The organism is Burkholderia sp. BCC0044, assembly GCF_902832955.1.
Lineage (GTDB): Bacteria > Pseudomonadota > Gammaproteobacteria > Burkholderiales > Burkholderiaceae > Burkholderia.
In genome coordinates this window covers 659877-678150 of record NZ_CADFDO010000004.1, presented here as the reverse complement: position 1 = coordinate 678150, position 18274 = coordinate 659877, and the positions used below count along the sequence as shown (strand labels likewise).

Sequence of the window (18274 nt, the reverse complement as noted above, 5' to 3'; positions counted from 1 at the left end):
ATTGGAGCACATTGCAAAAACGATCGTTGTTTTCGACGACCTGGTGCCGGCTGCTTTGCGCCAAGGCCTTAGCGAGTTGGTCCGTCGCCCGATTTGGCAATACGGCTGGCGTTCGAACGTCCGTCGCGACCGCTTCTGTTTCTGGCATGCCAGTTTCGCGGGCGGCGGAATCGAGAGTCGGGCGAACTGCGAGGTGGAACTGTCGAATAACGCGGCGGCCGGCCCAGTCTACGAACTGTGGAAACTGCTGTCCGCTGGCCCGCTGAAGGGACACCAACCGCTGCGGGTTTATGCGAACAGTCATACCTACGGTGTCGAGGGCTATGTGCACACGGATAACGACGATACCGAGAACTACTTTTCGACGATTTACTACGCACATCAGAGCTGGCACAAGAACTGGTCCGGAGAGACGCTGTTCTATACGCGTGACGGGCAGGATATCGTGAAAGCCGTTTATCCTCGACCCGGGCGAATTGTTTCTTTTCCGGGCTCCATTCCGCATGCAGCCCATGCGCCAAGTCGTGAGTGCACGGAACTGCGTGTTTCGATCGTTTTCAAGAGCCAAAAGGCCGGCGTATGAGCAGACGATCACATGAAGAGCAAGTAGCATTTCTGGTCGAGACCGGTGCGGGCCAGGTCTCGCATTCGGGGCGCACGTTCCTCGATCATCTGCTCGGGGTCGAAAATCTGCTGAAACGATGGGAATGCGATGGGGACGTCCAAGCTGCCGGACTTTTTCACAGCGTATATGGAACGAACCGGTTCAAGACGACACTGGTTGGCCTCCACGCCCGCCCGCTCGTCGCACAGTTGATCGGACGCGAAGCCGAGGAATTGGCGTTCTTGTTCTGTTCGTCGGAACGACCTCAGGCGTGGCTCGACGCTTGCGCGACCGGAAAACTCATCGATCGCCGTTCCGGGAGGGCGAAAGCCGTGCCGAAAGCGTTGCTTGGCCGCCTAATCGAGATGGAATGCGCGAACCTGATCGAACAGGGCAGCGGAAAAAAATTCCTGCAAAGTATTCCGGTGTCAGCCAAGAGAGCCGGTATCGCGCTAAACGCGTCGATGATCGATGAGATCGTCGCAAAATCGGCACCCCGTTATAGTCTCGCGCAAGTTGCTCATCTGACGATAGACGCGGCAGATCCAGGCGATTGTTCTGCAATTCTCACATTTGCACGCCAGTTGCACGTCGATAGCCGCTACGCTTCGATTCGTTTCGATGAAGCGTCGACGAAGAGGTTCATCGCGTCGGCAATTGTCGATCCGGGTCATTGTGTTCTTGTTGCCCGAATCGGCGGAGAACCTCAAGGTTTTCTGCACGGAGTGCTCCACGAGCTTTCCTGGACCAACGCGAAGGTAGCGCTATGCGAACATCTGTATGTCGCGCCGCGGCGGAGAGGGTTGATCGGATTACGACTTCTGCATGAATTCAAACGATGGGCACGGGCAGTCGGCGCAGTTGAACTTCGCATGCTCGACACGTTTGGCGATAACGTAGTGCGTTCGCGCGCCTATTTTGAGCGGCTCGGCCTCGATGCTACCGGTGGGAGTTTTGCGCTGTGGCTATAAACGTCGATTCGGATGTTTCGAGTCCGCGTGCGGATGTGTTGACTCGGCCATTGTTCCGTGAAACTGCACTCGAATTCCGTCAACGCACCTTGCCCGGCACGGTCCTGCTTTCGCAGGAAGTGCCGCGCTGGGTGCTGACGATTGCATCGTTGGCATTTGCATTGGCAGTATGCGCGTTTCTCGCTTTCGGTAACTATACGCGGCGGGTGCGCGTCGGCGGGCAGGTGCAATTGACGCAAAAGGTTGCACACGTATATGCGTCCGTCGATGGAACAGTCGTCAAACGTCTGGTGAACGAAGGGCAGTTGGTCGAAAATGGCACGCCGCTGTACGTGATCGACAGCGACAGGCGCAGCGCATCCGTTGGTCAGACTCAAGAGGCGATCACCGTCAGCTTGAACGAGCGGCGTGACGAGATATCCAGCGAGAAAAGCCGACGCAGCCGGATTCTCGTCGAAGAGCGAAAAGCGCTCGACGATAAGGTCCGCGATCTTCAGGCCGAACTCCGTCAGATGCGAGCACAAGCGAGCGCATTGCATGAACTCGTTGACGCGAATGAGCAAAACCTCAGCCGCTATCGACAGCTCGCAGCGCAAGGGTACTTTCCGCTCGCGCAATTGCAGCAGAAAGTCCAGGACAACCTCGATGTGAAAGCCAAACTGGCCGGTGTCGAACGCGATATGGCAGCGACGTTGTCTGGTTTGCAGCAATCCCAAAGCGCTCAGCGTAATTTCCCGCTGCAGGCGCAAAACGAGTTGTCCGGGTACGACCAGAAGCTGGCTGATCTCAGTGCCCAGCTTGCCGACAACGAGGGCCGGAGGGAAATCGTTGTCTATTCTCAGATCCGCGGGCGGGTCACGGCAGCGCTCTACGATCCAGGCCAGTCGGTTACGTCGGCGACCCTTTTGGTGAGCGTGGTGCCATACGATGCGCAGTGCGTGGTAGACCTGTATGTGCCGAGCCGCGCAGCCGGTCTCATATCGATCGGCTCGGCGGTACTGCTGCGCTACGAAGCATTTCCGTACGAAAAGTTTGGCCAATATGGTGGTCACGTAATCGAAATAGCGCATACCGCACTCCCGCCGACGTTGTTGCAGCAGGACAGCAATTCGAGAGAAACGCTGTATCGAGTACGCGTTCAGCTCGATGAGCAGACGGTGAAAGCATACGGCCGGTCAGTCAATCTCGAGGACGGTATGAAGGTCGACGCCGACATCCTTCTCGAAACGAGGAAAATCTACGAATGGGTTTTGGAGCCGCTCTACGCGATCTCGGGGCGCTACGGTGGCGTCGTGCGATAGTCGCGCTGTCCCTGGGTCAGGCTGCTTTGCCGGCGGCATTTGCACAGGCTGCCGCACCGGCATGGGATCTCGTGCAGACGATTGACCATGTGGAGACCGCGAATGCCGCTTTCGCTGCGGCACGCGCGGAATTTCGCGCGGCACAGCAGGCCGTGCCGGAGGCCAGGGCGGGCTTGCTTCCCCGCGTCTCATTATCGGGAAAGATGCAGAAAGGAAGCACACTGGTCGGGGAAAACACGGGCGCAAAGGATTTCCATACCAACGGCTTCACGCTCTCGCTTACCCAGCCATTGATTAATGTCGGGCAATGGCAGACCCTCGACGAGGCGAGATTGACCGAAGCGCGCGACGCGATCGCGCTGGCGGAGGCGCACCAGAATCTGTTGGCCGATGCGATATCCGCTTACGTCGACGTCCTGGCTGCGGAAGCCAGACAACGCGCAGCAGCAGCGCACCGAGTCGCATTGGCGGAAGCGTTGGAGTCGGCGCGGCATGCGTTCGAATTGGGTGTGGTTACGGTGGTTGACGTGGACGATGCTCACGCGAGACTCGCTCGGTCCGACGCTGATCTGGCCGAGTTTGAGAATGACGTCGAGATCGCGATGAGTAAGCTGCGCAAGATCGCTGGCGACGACTCAGTCACAGTGAAGTCACCGCCGTCCGCGTGGACGCTGCGGCCAGTGTCGCCGGGCGAGTTGACCGATCTGCTGGATCGGGCCGAGGGAGAAAATCTTGGTATTGCCAGATCGCGACTCGAAACGCGAATTGCCGAAAAGAAAATCAAGGAGGCCCGCAGCGAATTTCTTCCGACCGTGGAGCTCGTGCTCAGCCACAGTCGCGGCTCGGCGACCTATCTGGAAAGCCAGACCAACATTCTCTTGGGGCGGGCTGGTCACTCCGACGCGATCGGTATTCAGATTAGCGTACCGATCTTCGACGGATTCTCCACGATCGCGAAAACGCGCCAGCGACTCGACGAAAAAGACTCGGCCGATAGCAAACTGGTTGAGACCATTCGAACCGTGCGTCAGCAAACACGTCAGGCATACCTGACTTTAACGTCGAGCCTTTCTCGGGTGCATGCGCTGTCCGAAGCCATTCGTGCGGCAGTTACAGCGCGCAACGCGACCCGAAAGGCATACGCGCTTGGCGTCAAGATCAATGTGGACGTGCTCGATGCGGAGGATCGGTTATATGCAGCTCAGACCGACTCCATCAGGGCGACTTTTGATGCACTGCAGTCCGAGGTTAAATTGAAGCGGTTGACAACCGATCTCACTGAATACTATGTCGCCGAGCTTAATCGCGAGATATACGAGGGAACGAATGTGCAATGATCTCCGACGGAGACGAGTCAATCAATGTCGTGCGCTGCTGCTATCAGACAACCCCGTTGGGCCGACGCTACCGCTATGAAACTATATGTCAACCGCTGAACCGCATTCAATTTTCACTCGCGGTGCATCAATCACTCGTCATCGGCGGTTTGAGGGCGTTGCGAAGGCGGCTTGCCAAGCAATGGAGACTCCTGCACATCCGAGGCAAACGTGTCAAAAATGGATATTTGCCCGGTTGCTCCGACCATTGATGTTGGGAGCCTTGACCGTTCCCCTAATCGGCTGTGCAATGTCAGCGAGCGACGATCAGGCCATCGCGACTGATCTGCACGAAACCATCGTCAAGGTGTCCGTTGGCGCGGACGCTCATAAGCGGGACATAGTAGCGACTACTTATATGCCTGCCGGTCCCGGTCCATTTCCATTGATTGTTTTGAGTCACGGAAGTCCGCCTAATTCCCGCGATCGATGGAAAGTAGGCCGTTACCGTGTATTGCCTCAAATTCGGACGTTCGTCCAACTCGGTTTTGCTGTTATCGTGCCGATCCGCCGGGGCTACGGAGCCACGGGAGGCGTCGACGAGGAGGAGGTGCGTTCTTGCCGGCATCCTGATTACACTGCTGCCGGCGAGCAAGCAGCACAGGATGTGCTTGCAGCCATCAAATATGCGCAGACATTGCCTCAGGTGGATAGGAAACGTGTTGTTTTGGTAGGGCAATCAGCGGGCGGATTCGCGTCGCTGGCAGCAGCAAGCTATGCCCCGGACGGATTGGTCGCTGTCGTCAACTTTTCTGGTGGCCGCGGCGGGAACCCGTTGACACATCCAGGCACGCCTTGTGGCGCGCATCAGATGGCTGACACGGTTGCGCATTTCGCGACGACAACACGCATTCCTGTACTTTGGCATTATGTTCAGAACGACAAGTTCTTTGCCCCTGACGTTGTTGCAACATGGTTTGCAGCATTTCAGGCGGCTGGCGGTCAGGGAAAAATGATTATCGAACCGTCTTTCGGTAAGAACGGTCACGGCATGTTCACTGTCAAGGAGGCTATCCCTATCTGGTTGCCGCATTTTGAGCAATTTGTCGCGCCGCTCATATCCATGAAATAGTTGTGCAATTTTGGAGTAAGTGATCCGATCAGAATCGACTATTCGACATGGGTGTGGATCGCAATCAATTGCGCGTGGGGCAACAAAATAACTCCGTCCGGCGCAAGGATGAGCCAGAACAAGCAATCACCACCATCACTCCTCCATACCGGATCATGTCGCGAAAAGTCTCGAAAGATAACTTTGTTATCACGACGGCAAGATTGTGTGCTCAAACTCAGGTTTTGAACAACGTGTGACCGCGACCGCCGGTGCTGCAACGACGTCGCGAGGGAGTTGACATCGCTCTTCGCAACGCCGCGCTCGGTGACAACTTTAATTCGCGGCGGGCAAATCCTTGAATTCACAAGGGTTCGCAGCTCTTGGGTGACTGCGAACTGCTGAAGTGACATCTTTACTTCGCAAACGGTGACAACTTTATTTTGTTCTACGTGCGCGGCTACGACAAATGGCTCGCGTACGGGCAGTCGAAAACCGCCAACGCGTTGTTCGCGGTGCAGCTCGACGTGCTCGGGGCGCCGTTCGGCGTTCGCGCGTATTCGCTGCATCCCGGCAAGATCGCGACGCCGCTGCAGCGCCATCTGACGCGCGAGGAAATGATGGCGCAGGGCTGGGTCGACGAGCACGGCGTGCCGATCGATCCGACGTTCAAGACGCCTGCGCAGGGGGCGGCAACTCAGGTATGGGCGGCGACGTCGCCGCGCCTGGCCGATCTCGGTGGTGTCTATTGCGAGGATTGCGACGTCGCGACGGTGACGCGCGGCAATGAGGAATCAGGCGTGCGGCCGCATGCGATCGATCCGGAGGACGCGGCGCGGCTGTGGGCGTGGTCCGCGGCGGCGACGGGCGTCGATGCCTTTGCGGGGCGGGGTTGACGCCTGAGCATTCGCGGCACGCCGCGCGGGTATCGGCGGGTCGGCACGACACCCGCGCACGACAGCCTATCCGCGCGTCGGCCGCATCGACCTTCGCTTCGCCTCGCGTTGCGACAACGGTGGCCGAGAGAACCGAATCATCCCGGGCCCGGTTGGCCTGAGCCTCGATGATCGGCACGTGAAGCGCGTGGCGAGGCGAGCCTCGTGCTCATCGAGCCTCGGTCGGCAACATCCGCGACGAAGTGTCCGGCAACGTCAAAACGAATGTGCAGCCTTTGCCGGGCCGAGTGTGGAGCTCGATGCTTCCGCCATATCGCTTCGCAATCGTCTTCACGAAAGCCAGCCCGAGGCCCGCGCCCGGCGGGCAACGAGACGGCCCGGCCTGAAAGCGTTGAAATGGTTCGAACAGACGCTGCTGAGCTTCGGCGGAAATGCCGGGGCCATGGTCGGAAACGGCAATCGCATATCCATGCTCGACGCGCGACAGCCTGACGGTTACCGTGGCGTGCGTTGGACTGAACTTGATCGCGTTATTGACGAGATTGATGATCGCACGGACCAGCAGGAAGGGCTCCACATGCGCGACGCAGGCATCGTCCCCGATGCTCACGTCGAGCCGGATGTGTCGCGCCTGAGCCAGTGCCCACAATTCGTCTATGGCATCGAGCACCACGCTGCCGATATCCGTTTCTACCACGGCCCAGGTCGGCGCCTCGGCGCGCGCCAGCAGAACGAAGTCGTCGGCCAATGCCAGCGTTCGCTGCGCGTACGTGGCAATTCGATCGAGCAGGGTCGATGCGGCGGTGTGTCGTCCGTCGGCTCGCTGAAGATCGATCAAAGCCAGAATCGACGCTTGGGGCGAGCGCATGTCGTGGGAAATGAAGTGCAGCCACGCCTCTCGGCGACGCTGCGCCAATCGGATCTCCGTCACGTCGAGCACGAACCCGATCGTCCGTTTGGCGATTCCGTTTTCATGCTGCGGATAGAGCGTGGACTGCACCCAGCGGATTTCGCCATTGGGCCGAACGACGCGATATTCGAACCGATAATCCTTGCCGGATGAAACGAACGCTTTCGCAGTCTGCGTGGCTTGAATGACCTCGTCGACGTCGTCCGAATGAATGAAGGGGCGAAACTGGTCAAGCGAGGTAATGGGATTGCCCGGCGCGCGACCCATGATTCGATACCAGTTCTCGTCGCACTGCAGTGTGTCCGACGCAATGTCGTAGTCCCAGATTCCCAGTCCGCCGACACGGGCCGCGATGGCGAGCCGCTCCTCGCTACGCTGAAGCAGATCGAGCGCGAGGCGCTCGCGCGTGACGTCTCTCGACACACACAGGATGGCAGTGGTCTTTCCGTCGGCGTCCAGCAGGGGCGTCAGCATATTGTCCCAGTATTGGATCTCGCGCCCCGGAAGCTCGCTTCGCCCGGAAAATCTGCCGAATACGCCGCGCCGAGCGGCGTCCAGTGCGATATTTCCGTCGGGCCAGACGTCTTCGGGTAACAACGGCAGCCGCGGCATACCGAACCCGGAATCTTCGTCGACACCGAGTGCAAGGCATCCGGCGCGATTCAGGTGCAGCAGATTTCCTGCCGGCGAAATCAGTTTGATGCAATCGATGCTGACATTGAGCATGTCCGACTGTATCGAGGCGCGATCCCGTAGTTCGTCTTCCTTGACCTTCAGGTCATGGATGTTCGTACACGTGCACAGCCACCCGGCGCCCACGCGATGAAGATTGACGATGAACCATTGCGCAATGTCGTGGGAACGCCCCAGTCGGCATTCCAGCGCGGTGTGGTCCGAGTCCGGCGGCACGGCGCGAAGCGTCGATAGCGCGGCATATCGATGCTCGGCATGGATCAACTCCGTCCATTGGACTCGATGCGTGGTTGCGGCGGGACGGTCGGCGTAGGCCAGCCATGCGTCGTTGATGCCGGCGACTTCGCCGGTTGCGTCGAAATAGCATGCCGGCGTCTGAAGCACGCCGATCAGACTGATGATCCCCGGCTCGTCCGGGCTGGGCGAGCGGGTTTCGTCTGACGAAGGAGACGGAGCCCCCGTTTTCGAACCGCCTGGAACCGCAAGATCCCGGTCGACTGTATCGCATGCGCGATCGATTTCATTTTCAAAACGAAATCCGTTCATTTTCATTACACCCCATGCGCTGCCGACACATTTCGAGGGTGTCAGATATGACGCAACGCATCAATGGATGGAATGCACTATGGACTGCATAGCAATAATGCTCGGTGTGTTTCGCGTGTCTGTGCAGGATGAGGATGCGGAGGTCCTGACGCCGGGCGGATCGGCTCTTAAAGTTCGCCTACCGTTGATGGCCATGGTCGCGAATCCTCGCATCCTCGCTCAACTGCGCGTGTGCCGCAGCGCGCGCCCCATCTCCGCGATCGGCATCGCGGCGATCGAATTCAGCAACCGCATTTCCCCGGCGTCCGGGTGCGCGAGGTTCCGCACTTCATCGAGCGTCTGCTCGACGTGACGATCGAGCGGTTCGAGAAAGCGCTGCAGTTCGCTGGCGGCTGCTTTCTCCCTGAGCCCGAGCGCCTGACCGAACGCGACCAGCGCATTCGCGTCGATATCGGCGAACCGCGTCGCAGTCCCGAGCGGCATCGTCAGCTCGCAGTGCGGCCAGTGCTCGCCGCGATGTTCGGGCCGGTGCGTCGGCGTGTGATACACGACCGTGCTGACGATGTCGTAGAACGGCGCGAGCCGGTAGCCGCGCGCGTCGACGAAGAACGACAGGTTCTTCAGGTGCGCGTCGGCATTGCCGACCACCACGTTGAACACAGTCCAGCGGAACACCGACAGGCGTGTCAGTGCGCGCGTGCTGGTGCGGTCGATCGCGCGAGCGAGCTCCTGCGCATTCGCCCGCTGATACTTGAAACCGCGGTCGTAGTTGAGCAACTGCATCGCGTCGATCGTATGCACGCGCCCGGCCGGTTCGGACGCGATGTCGCGGTCGAACCGGTCGATCACGTAGCAGGCGGACGGCGCGCGCAGGAAATGCACGTCGGGCACGTCGAGCCCCATCTTCTTCGCGAGCTGCATGCAGAAGAACTCGTTGATCGCCGAATGCGGATAGCCGGCCGCGCGCATGTCGGGTTTGAGCAGGTGCATCGACGGTTCGCTGCCGACCGGCTCGAACAGCGTGTAGTCGGGCGCATCGCCGCGCAACACCAGCAGCAGCTTCTGCTGTGCGCCGGCCGCCGACATGCGCTTGGGCGCGGTGGCGGTCAGCGCGCGCTCGGGCATCGCCTGGATCCGGCGCTCGAGTTCGTCGAGCGACAGCGGCTGCAGGCCGCCGGGCGTTTCCTGCTCGCCATCGGCCAGCAGCGTCAGCGCGCCGGCCGATTCGCGGCCGAAGTATGCGAGCAGACCCCACGCGTCGGCCGCATCGACCTTCGCCTCGCGCGCGAGCGACGTGCGCATGCCTTCCTCGGGCAGCAGGTTGTCGAAAAACCACTGGACCGGGCGATCGGTCGATGTGTCGGTGAACACGCCCGCGCGCAGCGGAAACGCCGGCGACAGCGGATATGTGACGGGTGACGCGAGCCATTGCGGGTCGTACGCGAACGACCAGATCCCCTTGTCGTCTGTCAGCGTGCCCATGCGCACGCCGTTCGCGGATGCGATCAGCGTTCTAGCCGCCATGGCTGCTCCTGCGGCGTTGCGCGGCCTTCAGCGCGGTGGCTTCGGAGATCTCGATCGACGACTCGGCATACAGCCGCACGCCCAGTTCGCCCAGCAGCAGCATGACCTTGCCGATTTGCGCGGTCGGCTTGCCGGCTTCCACCTGGCTGATGAATTTCGGCGACAGTCCGGTCGCGTTCGCGAGCTCGTCCCGCGTGAACCCCTGCTGGATCCGCGCCGCGCGAATGAAGTGGGCGAGCGCGCCGATCGTGTCGACGGATTGGGACTCCGACATGACGTTCTCCGTGCTTCGTATCTGAGCGGGAACAGTATTGCATACCTCACCGGATTCGGCAGCATTCGTATTCGTACGGGAACGAACGGCGGATCCCGCAAGCTGCATCGTCATTTCGTTCCCGATCGGGAACGAATCGTCGAGAAAGGCGTGCCGTGACGCCATTCGTATCCGATCGGATGCGGAAAAGACGGAGGCCGAGGCACCTTTGCACGCGCCCCACCGGCCACGCCGACGACGGCGCCCGCTGATGTCCGCCTCGGCAGTCAGTCCGCCCCCCGTTCCGCGCGCCGAGCGACGATCCTCGATCGTTCCGCGAACAGATTCGGCCCGAAGCCCTTCGCCACCGTGGCACGCTGCCCGCAGAACGCCCCTTTCTACAATTTCCTCCGACACGCTACACGCGCCGCCGCACCCGGAAAGCAGGCCCGATCCTTGCGATCGGCAAGCGTCGTCGGCGGCGTTCGCGCCCCGACTTATGACGATTTGCACGGGAGGGCGTATGGAGCCGATGCCGCTCGTACTGCAGTGGCACGACGTTCTCGTCAGGATCGCGCTGGCGCTGATCGCCGGCGGGCTGATCGGCGTCGACCGCAGCGAATCCGGCAAGACGGCCGGCCTGCGCACGACGATTCTCGTCTGCCTCGCCGCGTGCCTGTCGATGCTGCAGGTCAATGCGCTGCTGCTGCAGGCGGGCAAGCCGGACGGTGCGTTCTCGGTGCTCGACCTGATGCGGCTGCCGCTCGGCATCCTGACCGGGATGGGCTTCATCGGCGGCGGCGCGATCCTGCATCGCGACGGCCTGGTGTCGGGCGTCACCACGGCCGCGACGCTGTGGTTCGTGACGGTCATCGGGCTATGCATCGGCGGCGGCCAGTTGTCGCTCGGCGCGCTCGGGCTGGTGCTCGCGCTGCTGGTCGTCTGGCCGCTGCGGTTCGTCGAGCGGCGCCTGCGCGGCGTCAGGACCGCGCTCGTCACGATCGAATATCCGCCGGGCTCGGCCGCGCGCGAACAACTGGCCGCGAAGCTGCGCGACGCGGGCTTCACGTGCCGGACGAAAAGCTTTTGCGAAGCGGCCGCCCGCGCGGTGCGCGAGGAAGAACTGCTCGTGCAGTGGCGCGAAGCAGTCGGCGCCGACGTGATGCTGAAGCAACTGATGCGGATCGCCGAATCGGCCGGCCTGACGTCGGTCCGCGGCTCGACGGAGAACTGACGCGGGCGGCGGCCGGAACGCGCGATGCTCGTGCAGCAGGCCGCCGTGGGCGGTTCATCAAGGAGCGAAACATGACACGTGTATCGGAAGTGATGACACGCGACGCCGCGACCATCGGCCCGACGCAGAGCCTGCGCGAGGCGGCCCGGCTGATGAGCGACCTGAACGTCGGCGCGCTGCCCGTCTGCGACGGCACGCGGCTGATCGGCATGCTGACGGACCGGGACATCGTCGTGCGCGCGGTGTCGATGGGCGTGCCGCCGGACGAGCCGGTCGAGGGCGTCGTCAGCGGGCCGGCGAACTGGTGTTACGAGGACGACGACATGTCGGCGGTGCAAAAGAAGATGGAAGACGCGCAGATTCGTCGCGTGCCGGTGGTCGACCGGCAGAAGCGGCTGGTCGGCATCGTCGCGCTGGGCGATCTGGCGACCGCCGCGGACGGCGCGATGTCGTCGACGCTCGGCGCGGTGTCGGCGCCGGCGCGTCCGGATCGGTGATCGCGATGGCAAACACGGAGAACGACATGAACGAAGACAGGGAAACGCAGATCCGCGAGCGTGCATACCGGCTGTGGCAGGCGGACGGCGCGCCGGACGGCCGGGCCGACGAATACTGGCAGCGGGCCGAGCAGCAACTCGATGCCGAGGGCATCGGCGCGGACGGGGGCGCCGGGCAGTCGGCGGATGTGCCGGCCGACCAGTCCGCGAAGCGCCGCATCCCCGGCGAGCCGCTGCAGGACACCGACGTCATACCGACGGACGAGATTGCGAACGAAAGGCGGCGCACGCGGTGAAACGCGGGGCGCCGTCCGGCAGCGTCGAAAAACCGCGCGGCCGCTGCACGGTTTGCGCGCTCGGTCAGCCGTCCTCGCCCACTTCGGTCGGGTCCGGCAAGTCGGGCAAGTCGTCGTGGCGCTCGTCGTCGGGCTCGGGCGGCGGAATATCCGGCGTGTCGGTCGTATCGTCGTCGTTCGGTATCGCGTTCGTCACGCTCATGATTTTCCTCCTCGGCGTCAAAAGGGCACCGGCGCGCAACCGGCATGCCGCTTTCGAGCATCGTGCGTGCCGCGTTTTGTTTCCGCATCGGCACGGCCACGTGCCTCGCCGTGACTGCACCGGATGACGCGTCGCTTGTAATTTCGGTCGACGATTCACCGGCCGGCGGTGCGACGGCGCAGCCCGACGACGGCATGTCCCTTGCTGGAAGCGTTGCAGGCCGCCGCACCGCCCGTCGCGGCGCGGTGCGGCGCAACGCAATCGGCATCCGGACAGGGAGAAATTCATGACCCGTGACAGTCAACGGCAGGACACCGCGTCGCCCGACGCGGCACGCGAGACGGCCGATGCGCCGAACCGGCGCAACCCGACACCCGCCGGCGATTCGACCGCACGCCCCGGCCATGCGCCCGGCGGCGGCGAACTCGACGCGATTCCGGACGATCGGGCGCGCAAGGTCGTGCCCGACGACCCGGGGCAGACCGAGGTGCACGACCCGGCCGGCAAGCCGTGGCCCGACGAGCACGACGCGCCCGACGATTCCGGCAACCGGCCGCGGCCGCTGTAGCGCGCTGTAGCGGCGACGCGGCCGAATCCCCGCGTCTCGTTCCGTTCCGACACCCACGCACCGGAGTCCACCATGTCATCAGACGAAGTTTCCGAATCGCGCCGCAAATGGGTGCAGGGCACGACGGCCGGACTGGTCGCCAGCGTCGCCCTGCCGACGATCGCGCAGACGGGCGGCGGCGCGCCCGACGCCGGCGATACGGCGCCGCGCGATCCGCGCACGCTTTATCCGCATGCGCCGTTTCCGCAGCAGCACCAGCCGTGGCCGGGCCTCGCGGGCCGCATGACGCCGCGCCCCGATCACGGCGAGCGCAGCTATCGCGGCAGCGGCCGGCTCGACGGCCGCAAGGCGCTGATCACCGGCGGCGACTCGGGCATCGGCCGCGCGGTGGCGATCGCCTGTGCGCGAGAAGGCGCGGACGTCGCGATCGTCTATCTGCCCGACGAAGAGCCCGATGCGCGCGAAGTCGTGGACCTGATCCGCAGCGCGGGACGCAAGGCGGTGCCGCTGCCGGTCGATATCCGCAGCGAAGGCGCGTGCAACGGGCTCGTCGAGCGGGCGGTCGCCGCGCTCGGCGGCCTCGACATCCTCGTGAACAACGCGGCCCGCCAGCAGAGCCATGAATCGATCCTCGACATCAGCACCGAGCAGTTCGACTGGACGCTGCGCACCAACCTTTACGCGATGTTCTGGATCACGCGGGCCGCCATTGCGCACATGCCGCCCGGTTCGGCGATCGTCAACACGACGTCGGTGAATGCATACGACCCGTCCGCGAACCTGCTGGACTACGCGATGACGAAAGCGGCGATCGCGAATTTCACGAAGGGGCTCGCGAAGCAGATGATCCAGCGCGGGATCCGCGTCAACGGCGTCGCGCCGGGGCCGTTCTGGACGCCGTTGCAGGTTAGCGGCGGACAGACGACGCACAACGTCGAGAAGTTCGGCGAGCAGGTGCCGATGGGGCGGCCGGGGCAACCGGCGGAGATCGCGTCGATCTACGTCGAGCTGCTTTCGTCGCGCGCGAGCTACGTGACCGGGCAGATCTATGGCGCGTCGGGCGGGGCAGGGCAGCCTTAGTCGGCTCCCGGTGCAGGCCGACGCGGCCGGATGCGGTCGGCCCCGGCTATCGGCATGGGACGCACGATTTCACCCCGATTCCACGCCGAATCGGCGCCGTATGCGCGAGCAGCGATCTTTATCACCACAGCAGATAAACGTATCCGAATCGCTTCGTTGACGCAGTCCGGCACCCCCTCGTAGATTCGCGTTTTGACCGAATCAGGGCCGTGCCGTGACGACTACCCCCCTCCGCGACGCCGCAACGCTTTCCGCCGGGCATCCCGCCTTGCGGCCGGACGGCGCGGCGCAGCATTTCGACATCGTGCCGTTCGACGCGCCGCTCGGCGCCGAGGTAATCGGCCTGAACCTGTCGCAACCGCTCGACGCCGACGATTTCGCGCGGATCCATCGCGCGCATCTCGATCACCACGTGCTGGTGTTTCGCGACCAGCGCATCACGCCGGACGAGCACATCGCGTTCAGCCGCCGCTTCGGCCCGCTGCAGATTCACGTGCTGCACCAGTTCGCGCTGGCCGGCCACCCGGAAGTGCTGATCGTGTCGAACATCGTCGAGAACGGCAAACCGGTCGGGCTCGGCGACGCCGGCCATTTCTGGCATTCCGACCTGTCGTACAAGGAAAAGCCGAGCCTCGGCTCGCTGCTGCACGCGCAGGAACTGCCGGCGGAAGGCGGCGACACGCTGTTCGCGAACATGCATCTCGCGTGGGATACGCTGCCCGCGCACCTGCGCCGCGCGGTCGAAGGGCGGCGCGCCGAGCATACGTATCTCGCGCGCTATGCGGAACTGCAGGCGCGCAGCCCGTGGCGGCCGAACCTGTCGCCCGAACAGATCGCACAGGTCGCGGCGGTCGTGCATCCGATCGTGCGCACCCATCCGGAAACCGGCCGCAAGGCGCTGTTCGTCAGCGAGCATTTCACGACGCGCATCGTCGGGTTACCCGACGACGAAAGCCGCGCGCTGCTCGACGAACTGTTCGCGCACAGCGTGCGCGCCGAGCACCTGTATCGGCATGCATGGCGCGATCACGATCTGGTGTTCTGGGACAACCGTTCGCTGATGCATCTCGCCGCCGGCACGCCCGACCACCTGCGCCGCAAGCTGTACCGCACGACGATCGAAGGCGACGCGCCTTTCTGAGCCGCGCGCCGCGTCATTCATTTCCGCCCCATCCTGACCGGAGTTCCGATGTCGTTTTCGTTCTTGCCGGCGCGTCGCGCGCTGGCGGCCACGCTCACCGCTGCGCTCGCCTTCGCGGGCGCAGCGATCCCCCAAGCCGCGCACGCGGAAGGCCGCATCCGCATCGCCGAGCAGTTCGGCGTCGTCTACCTGATGCTGAACGTCGCGCGCGACCAGCAACTGATCGAGAAAGAAGGGCGCAAGGCCGGCCTCGACATCAAGGTCGACTGGGTGCGGCTGTCGGGCGGCGCGGCCGTGAACGACGCGCTGCTGTCCGGCGCGGTCGACATCGCGGGCGCGGGCGTCGGGCCGCTGTTGACCGTGTGGGACCGTACGCGCGGCCGGCAGAACGTGAAGGGCGTCGCGTCGCTCGGCAATTTTCCGTACTACCTCGTGAGCAGCAACCCGAACGTGAAGACGATCGCCGACCTGAGCGCGAAGGACCGCATCGCGGTGCCGGCGGTCGGCGTGTCGGTGCAGTCGCGCGTGCTGCAGTACGCGGCCGCGAAGCAGTGGGGCGACAAGCAGTTCGACAAGCTCGATGCGTTCACGCAGGCGATTCCGCATCCGGACGCGACGGCCGCGATTCTCGCGAACAGCAACGTGATCACCGGCCACTTCGGCAACCCGCCGTTCCAGGAACAGGAACTCGCCGGCAATCCGAACGCGCACATCGTGCTGAATTCGTACGACGTGCTCGGCGGCCCGAGCTCCGCGACGGTGCTGTACGCGACCGAGAAATTCCGCGACGACAACCCGAAGACCTACCGTGCGTTCGTCGCCGCGCTGGCCGACGCCGCCCGGCAGATCGCGGCCGATCCGGAGCGCGCGGCCGATACCTATATCCGCGTGAACGGGTCGAAGATCGATCGCGCGCTGCTGCTGAAGATCCTGCGCAATCCGCAGGTGCAGTTCAAGACCGCGCCGCAGAACACGCTGCCGCTCGCGCAGTTCATGCATCGCACCGGCGCGATCCGCAACGAACCGAAGTCGTGGCGCGACTACTTCTTCGACGATCCGGCGACGGCCGGCGGCAGTTGAGCGGCGCCGATGCTGCGACGCCGCGTTCGACGCTTATGCGTCGGCGCGGTTTCGATATGCGCAATCGATGGTTGGTCCGCACGACGCCCGGCCGTATGTTGATGCTTTCCCCGCAAGAGATTCGATCGTGAACGCCACTTCCCCCCGAACCTGGTTGCCGCCGTATGCGGCACGTGGCGGCGCGTCGCCGGCTGCGTCTGCCGTGCCCGATACACGTGCCGACGACCACTCGGCCGCGCAGGCCGAGCAGGCCGAGCAGGCCGGCGCGCACAGCGAACGCCTGCTCGCCATCGACCAGGTCAGCCTCGAATACCGCAGCGGCGAACGGATCGTTCGCGCGACGCATCAGGTGAGCTTCGACGTGTACGGCAGCGACCGCTTCGTGCTGCTCGGCCCGTCGGGGTGCGGGAAGTCGACGCTGCTGAAGGCGATCGCCGGCTTCATCGAGCCCGTCTCGGGTTCGATCGCGCTCGACGGCCGCCCCGTGCGCGGGCCGGGCCCCGACCGCATCGTCGTGTTCCAGGAATTCGATCAGTTGCCGCCGTGGAAGACGGTCGTCGAGAACGTCGCGTTTCCGTTGCGCGCCGCCGCGAAGCTGTCGCGCGCCGAAGCACGCGAGCGCGCGCTGCACTATCTCGACAAGGTCGGCCTGAGCACGTTTGCCGACGCCTATCCGCATACGCTGTCGGGCGGCATGAAACAGCGCGTCGCGATTGCGCGTGCGCTGGCGATGCAGCCGCGCGTGCTGCTGATGGACGAACCGTTCGCCGCGCTCGACGCGCTCACGCGCCGCAAGATGCAGGAGGAACTGCTGCGGCTGTGGGACGAATTCCGCTTCACGCTGCTGTTCGTCACGCACTCGATCGAGGAGGCGCTGGTGGTCGGCAACCGGATTCTGCTGCTGTCGCCGCATCCGGGCCGTGTGCGCGCGGAACTCAACAGCCACGAGCATTCGCTCGAGAACGTCGACACCGGCGACTTCCGCGACAACGTCGCGCGAATCCACCGCCTGCTGTTCGACACCGATGCACCGCATGCACCGCACGTACCGACGACGGAGGACGCCGCATCATGAGTACGATCGATCCGGTCCTGCCGCCGCTGCCGCCCGTGCGCGACGAATACACGCGCACGCTCGACGCGCTGCCCGACGCCGAACGCGCGGCGCCCGCGCCGCTGCTGCGCCGCATCGCCGACGCCGCGTGGTTTCGCCGCAGCGTCATCGCGCTCGTGCTGATCGCCGCATGGGAGATCGTGGCGCGCATCGTCGCGAACGATCTGCTCGTCCCGACCTTCGGCGCGACGCTGGCCGCGTTCGTGCAGGGCATCGAGTCGGGCGAACTGCTGGTCAAGACCGGCATCTCGATGTCGGTGCTGCTGCGCGGCTATGCGCTGGGCGTGCTGCTGGCGTTCGCGCTGACGTCGCTCGCGGTATCCACGCGCATCGGCCGCGACCTGCTGACGATGCTGACGTCGATGTTCAATCCGCTGCCGTCGATCGCGTTGCTGCCGATCGCGCTGCTGTGGTTCGGGCTCGGCACCGGCAGCCTGCTGTTCGTGCTCGTGCACGCGGTGCTGTGGCCGCTCGCGCTCAGCATCTATACCGGCTTCGTCGGCGTGCCCGCCACGCTGAAAATGGCCGGGCGCAACTACGGGCTCACGGGCCTGCGCCAGATCGCGCTGATCCTCGTGCCGGCCGCGCTGCCGTCGATCCTGTCGGGCCTGCGCGTCGGCTGGGCCTTCGCGTGGCGCACGCTGATCGCGGCCGAGCTCGTGTTCGGCGCGAGCGCGGGGCAGGGCGGGCTCGGCTGGTACATCTTCCAGAACCGCAACGAGCTGTATACGGATCGCGTGTTCGCGGGCCTCGCGGCGGTCATCGTGATCGGGCTGCTGGTCGAGAACCTCGTGTTCGATACGCTCGAGCGCGTGACCGTGCGGCGCTGGGGGATTCAGCACTGACGCGTCCGTCTGCGATCAATCCCGGGGCATGCATAACGTAAGCTGAAATCGGCTTTTCACGCGCGGCGGGGGCGTCCTTATACTCGCTGATC

19 protein-coding genes and 1 pseudogene are annotated in these 18274 nt (G+C 63.8%); 16 read left to right on the top strand and 4 right to left on the bottom strand.

The annotated features are described in order from the left end of the window. Window position 1 precedes the first annotated feature (1 nt). The 7 genes and pseudogenes from HWX14_RS25750 to HWX14_RS25720 all read left to right on the top strand — a co-directional run. Window positions 2-583 (top strand): 2OG-Fe(II) oxygenase, encoded by a 582-nt coding sequence (locus tag HWX14_RS25750; RefSeq protein WP_105787107.1) that lies wholly within the window; start codon window positions 2-4, stop codon window positions 581-583. Further along, the gene (locus tag HWX14_RS25745) at window positions 580-1575 is read left to right on the top strand and encodes a GNAT family N-acetyltransferase (protein WP_175885168.1); all 996 of its coding nucleotides are present in this window, start codon (window positions 580-582) and stop codon (window positions 1573-1575) included. The genes HWX14_RS25750 and HWX14_RS25745 overlap by 4 nt, the downstream gene beginning before the upstream one ends. After that, a complete protein-coding gene (locus HWX14_RS25740; protein ID WP_175885167.1) occupies window positions 1566-2876 on the top strand; it encodes an HlyD family efflux transporter periplasmic adaptor subunit in 1311 nt (436 codons plus the stop codon). Before HWX14_RS25745 ends, HWX14_RS25740 begins: the two co-directional genes overlap by 10 nt. Continuing rightward, window positions 2819-4213, top strand: coding sequence for a TolC family outer membrane protein (locus HWX14_RS25735; protein WP_175885166.1), 1395 nt, complete (start codon window positions 2819-2821; stop codon window positions 4211-4213). The genes HWX14_RS25740 and HWX14_RS25735 overlap by 58 nt, the downstream gene beginning before the upstream one ends. A 289-nt stretch (window positions 4214-4502) precedes the next feature. Next, entirely contained in the window at window positions 4503-5324 is an 822-nt protein-coding gene (locus HWX14_RS25730) for an alpha/beta fold hydrolase (RefSeq protein ID WP_175885165.1), read from the top strand. Between the two features lie 47 nt (window positions 5325-5371). Further along, the gene (locus tag HWX14_RS25725) at window positions 5372-5563 is read left to right on the top strand and encodes a hypothetical protein (protein ID WP_175885164.1); all 192 of its coding nucleotides are present in this window, start codon (window positions 5372-5374) and stop codon (window positions 5561-5563) included. Window positions 5564-5758: 195 nt separating this feature from the next. Then, window positions 5759-6199, top strand: a pseudogene (locus HWX14_RS25720) (oxidoreductase); the annotation flags it as partial. A gap of 208 nt (window positions 6200-6407) precedes the next feature. Here HWX14_RS25720 and HWX14_RS25715 read toward each other — a convergent pair. From HWX14_RS25715 to HWX14_RS25705, 3 genes are all read right to left on the bottom strand, one after another. After that, entirely contained in the window at window positions 6408-8354 is a 1947-nt protein-coding gene (locus HWX14_RS25715) for an ATP-binding protein (protein WP_175885163.1), read from the bottom strand. Between the two features lie 213 nt (window positions 8355-8567). Further along, window positions 8568-9872 carry a HipA domain-containing protein gene (locus HWX14_RS25710; RefSeq protein ID WP_175885162.1) on the bottom strand — a complete coding sequence of 435 codons (1305 nt, stop codon included), beginning with the start codon at window positions 9870-9872 and terminating at the stop codon, window positions 8568-8570. Continuing rightward, window positions 9862-10146 (bottom strand): helix-turn-helix transcriptional regulator, encoded by a 285-nt coding sequence (locus tag HWX14_RS25705; RefSeq protein WP_011545460.1) that lies wholly within the window; start codon window positions 10144-10146, stop codon window positions 9862-9864. Before HWX14_RS25705 ends, HWX14_RS25710 begins: the two co-directional genes overlap by 11 nt. Window positions 10147-10648: 502 nt before the next feature. Between HWX14_RS25705 and HWX14_RS25700 the strand changes: the two genes are divergently transcribed. The 3 genes from HWX14_RS25700 (at window position 10649) to HWX14_RS25690 (ending at window position 12152) form a co-directional block, all read left to right on the top strand. Next, on the top strand, window positions 10649-11359 hold the full coding sequence (locus HWX14_RS25700; RefSeq protein ID WP_175885161.1) for an MgtC/SapB family protein: 711 nt from the start codon (window positions 10649-10651) through the stop codon (window positions 11357-11359). Between the two features lie 71 nt (window positions 11360-11430). Continuing rightward, window positions 11431-11856: a CBS domain-containing protein gene (locus HWX14_RS25695; RefSeq protein WP_175885160.1), complete on the top strand. Its 426-nt coding sequence runs from the start codon at window positions 11431-11433 to the stop codon at window positions 11854-11856. Between the two features lie 26 nt (window positions 11857-11882). Then, on the top strand, window positions 11883-12152 hold the full coding sequence (locus tag HWX14_RS25690; protein ID WP_175885159.1) for a DUF2934 domain-containing protein: 270 nt from the start codon (window positions 11883-11885) through the stop codon (window positions 12150-12152). 64 nt (window positions 12153-12216) lie between these two features. Here the strand turns inward: HWX14_RS25690 and HWX14_RS25685 are convergent, their stop codons facing one another. Continuing rightward, window positions 12217-12354 (bottom strand): hypothetical protein, encoded by a 138-nt coding sequence (locus HWX14_RS25685; RefSeq protein ID WP_175885158.1) that lies wholly within the window; start codon window positions 12352-12354, stop codon window positions 12217-12219. A 286-nt stretch (window positions 12355-12640) separates the two neighbouring features. Here HWX14_RS25685 and HWX14_RS25680 point away from each other — a divergent pair, with 286 nt between their 5' ends. From HWX14_RS25680 to HWX14_RS25655, 6 genes are all read left to right on the top strand, one after another. Then, window positions 12641-12922 carry a hypothetical protein gene (locus HWX14_RS25680; protein ID WP_175885157.1) on the top strand — a complete coding sequence of 94 codons (282 nt, stop codon included), beginning with the start codon at window positions 12641-12643 and terminating at the stop codon, window positions 12920-12922. Window positions 12923-12994: 72 nt separating this feature from the next. Then, a complete protein-coding gene (locus HWX14_RS25675; protein WP_175885156.1) occupies window positions 12995-14002 on the top strand; it encodes an SDR family oxidoreductase in 1008 nt (335 codons plus the stop codon). A gap of 214 nt (window positions 14003-14216) precedes the next feature. Continuing rightward, complete coding sequence (locus tag HWX14_RS25670) at window positions 14217-15143, top strand: TauD/TfdA family dioxygenase (protein WP_175885155.1); 927 nt, start codon at window positions 14217-14219, stop codon at window positions 15141-15143. 48 nt (window positions 15144-15191) lie between these two features. After that, on the top strand, window positions 15192-16223 hold the full coding sequence (locus HWX14_RS25665) for an ABC transporter substrate-binding protein (RefSeq protein WP_175885154.1): 1032 nt from the start codon (window positions 15192-15194) through the stop codon (window positions 16221-16223). Window positions 16224-16290: 67 nt separating this feature from the next. Next, the gene (locus HWX14_RS25660) at window positions 16291-17298 is read left to right on the top strand and encodes an ABC transporter ATP-binding protein (RefSeq protein WP_175885153.1); all 1008 of its coding nucleotides are present in this window, start codon (window positions 16291-16293) and stop codon (window positions 17296-17298) included. Next, a complete protein-coding gene (locus HWX14_RS25655; protein WP_175885152.1) occupies window positions 17295-18182 on the top strand; it encodes an ABC transporter permease in 888 nt (295 codons plus the stop codon). The genes HWX14_RS25660 and HWX14_RS25655 overlap by 4 nt, the downstream gene beginning before the upstream one ends. The last annotated feature ends 92 nt before the right edge of the window (window positions 18183-18274 follow it).

Excerpts from the sequence above, each read along its gene's own strand:
- HWX14_RS25745 (WP_175885168.1), top strand. The coding sequence starts at position 580 with ATGAGCAGACGATCACATGAAGAGCAAGTAGCATTTCTGGTCGAGACC.
- HWX14_RS25735 (WP_175885166.1), top strand. The coding sequence starts at position 2,819 with ATGGGTTTTGGAGCCGCTCTACGCGATCTCGGGGCGCTACGGTGGCGT.
- HWX14_RS25730 (WP_175885165.1), top strand. The coding sequence starts at position 4,503 with ATGTCAGCGAGCGACGATCAGGCCATCGCGACTGATCTGCACGAAACC.
- HWX14_RS25725 (WP_175885164.1), top strand. The coding sequence starts at position 5,372 with ATGGGTGTGGATCGCAATCAATTGCGCGTGGGGCAACAAAATAACTCC.
- HWX14_RS25715 (WP_175885163.1), bottom strand. The coding sequence starts at position 8,354 with ATGAAAATGAACGGATTTCGTTTTGAAAATGAAATCGATCGCGCATGC.
- HWX14_RS25710 (WP_175885162.1), bottom strand. The coding sequence starts at position 9,872 with ATGGCGGCTAGAACGCTGATCGCATCCGCGAACGGCGTGCGCATGGGC.
- HWX14_RS25705 (WP_011545460.1), bottom strand. The coding sequence starts at position 10,146 with ATGTCGGAGTCCCAATCCGTCGACACGATCGGCGCGCTCGCCCACTTC.
- HWX14_RS25700 (WP_175885161.1), top strand. The coding sequence starts at position 10,649 with ATGGAGCCGATGCCGCTCGTACTGCAGTGGCACGACGTTCTCGTCAGG.
- HWX14_RS25695 (WP_175885160.1), top strand. The coding sequence starts at position 11,431 with ATGACACGTGTATCGGAAGTGATGACACGCGACGCCGCGACCATCGGC.
- HWX14_RS25690 (WP_175885159.1), top strand. The coding sequence starts at position 11,883 with ATGAACGAAGACAGGGAAACGCAGATCCGCGAGCGTGCATACCGGCTG.
- HWX14_RS25685 (WP_175885158.1), bottom strand. The coding sequence starts at position 12,354 with ATGAGCGTGACGAACGCGATACCGAACGACGACGATACGACCGACACG.
- HWX14_RS25680 (WP_175885157.1), top strand. The coding sequence starts at position 12,641 with ATGACCCGTGACAGTCAACGGCAGGACACCGCGTCGCCCGACGCGGCA.
- HWX14_RS25675 (WP_175885156.1), top strand. The coding sequence starts at position 12,995 with ATGTCATCAGACGAAGTTTCCGAATCGCGCCGCAAATGGGTGCAGGGC.
- HWX14_RS25665 (WP_175885154.1), top strand. The coding sequence starts at position 15,192 with ATGTCGTTTTCGTTCTTGCCGGCGCGTCGCGCGCTGGCGGCCACGCTC.
- HWX14_RS25660 (WP_175885153.1), top strand. The coding sequence starts at position 16,291 with ATGGTTGGTCCGCACGACGCCCGGCCGTATGTTGATGCTTTCCCCGCA.
- HWX14_RS25655 (WP_175885152.1), top strand. The coding sequence starts at position 17,295 with ATGAGTACGATCGATCCGGTCCTGCCGCCGCTGCCGCCCGTGCGCGAC.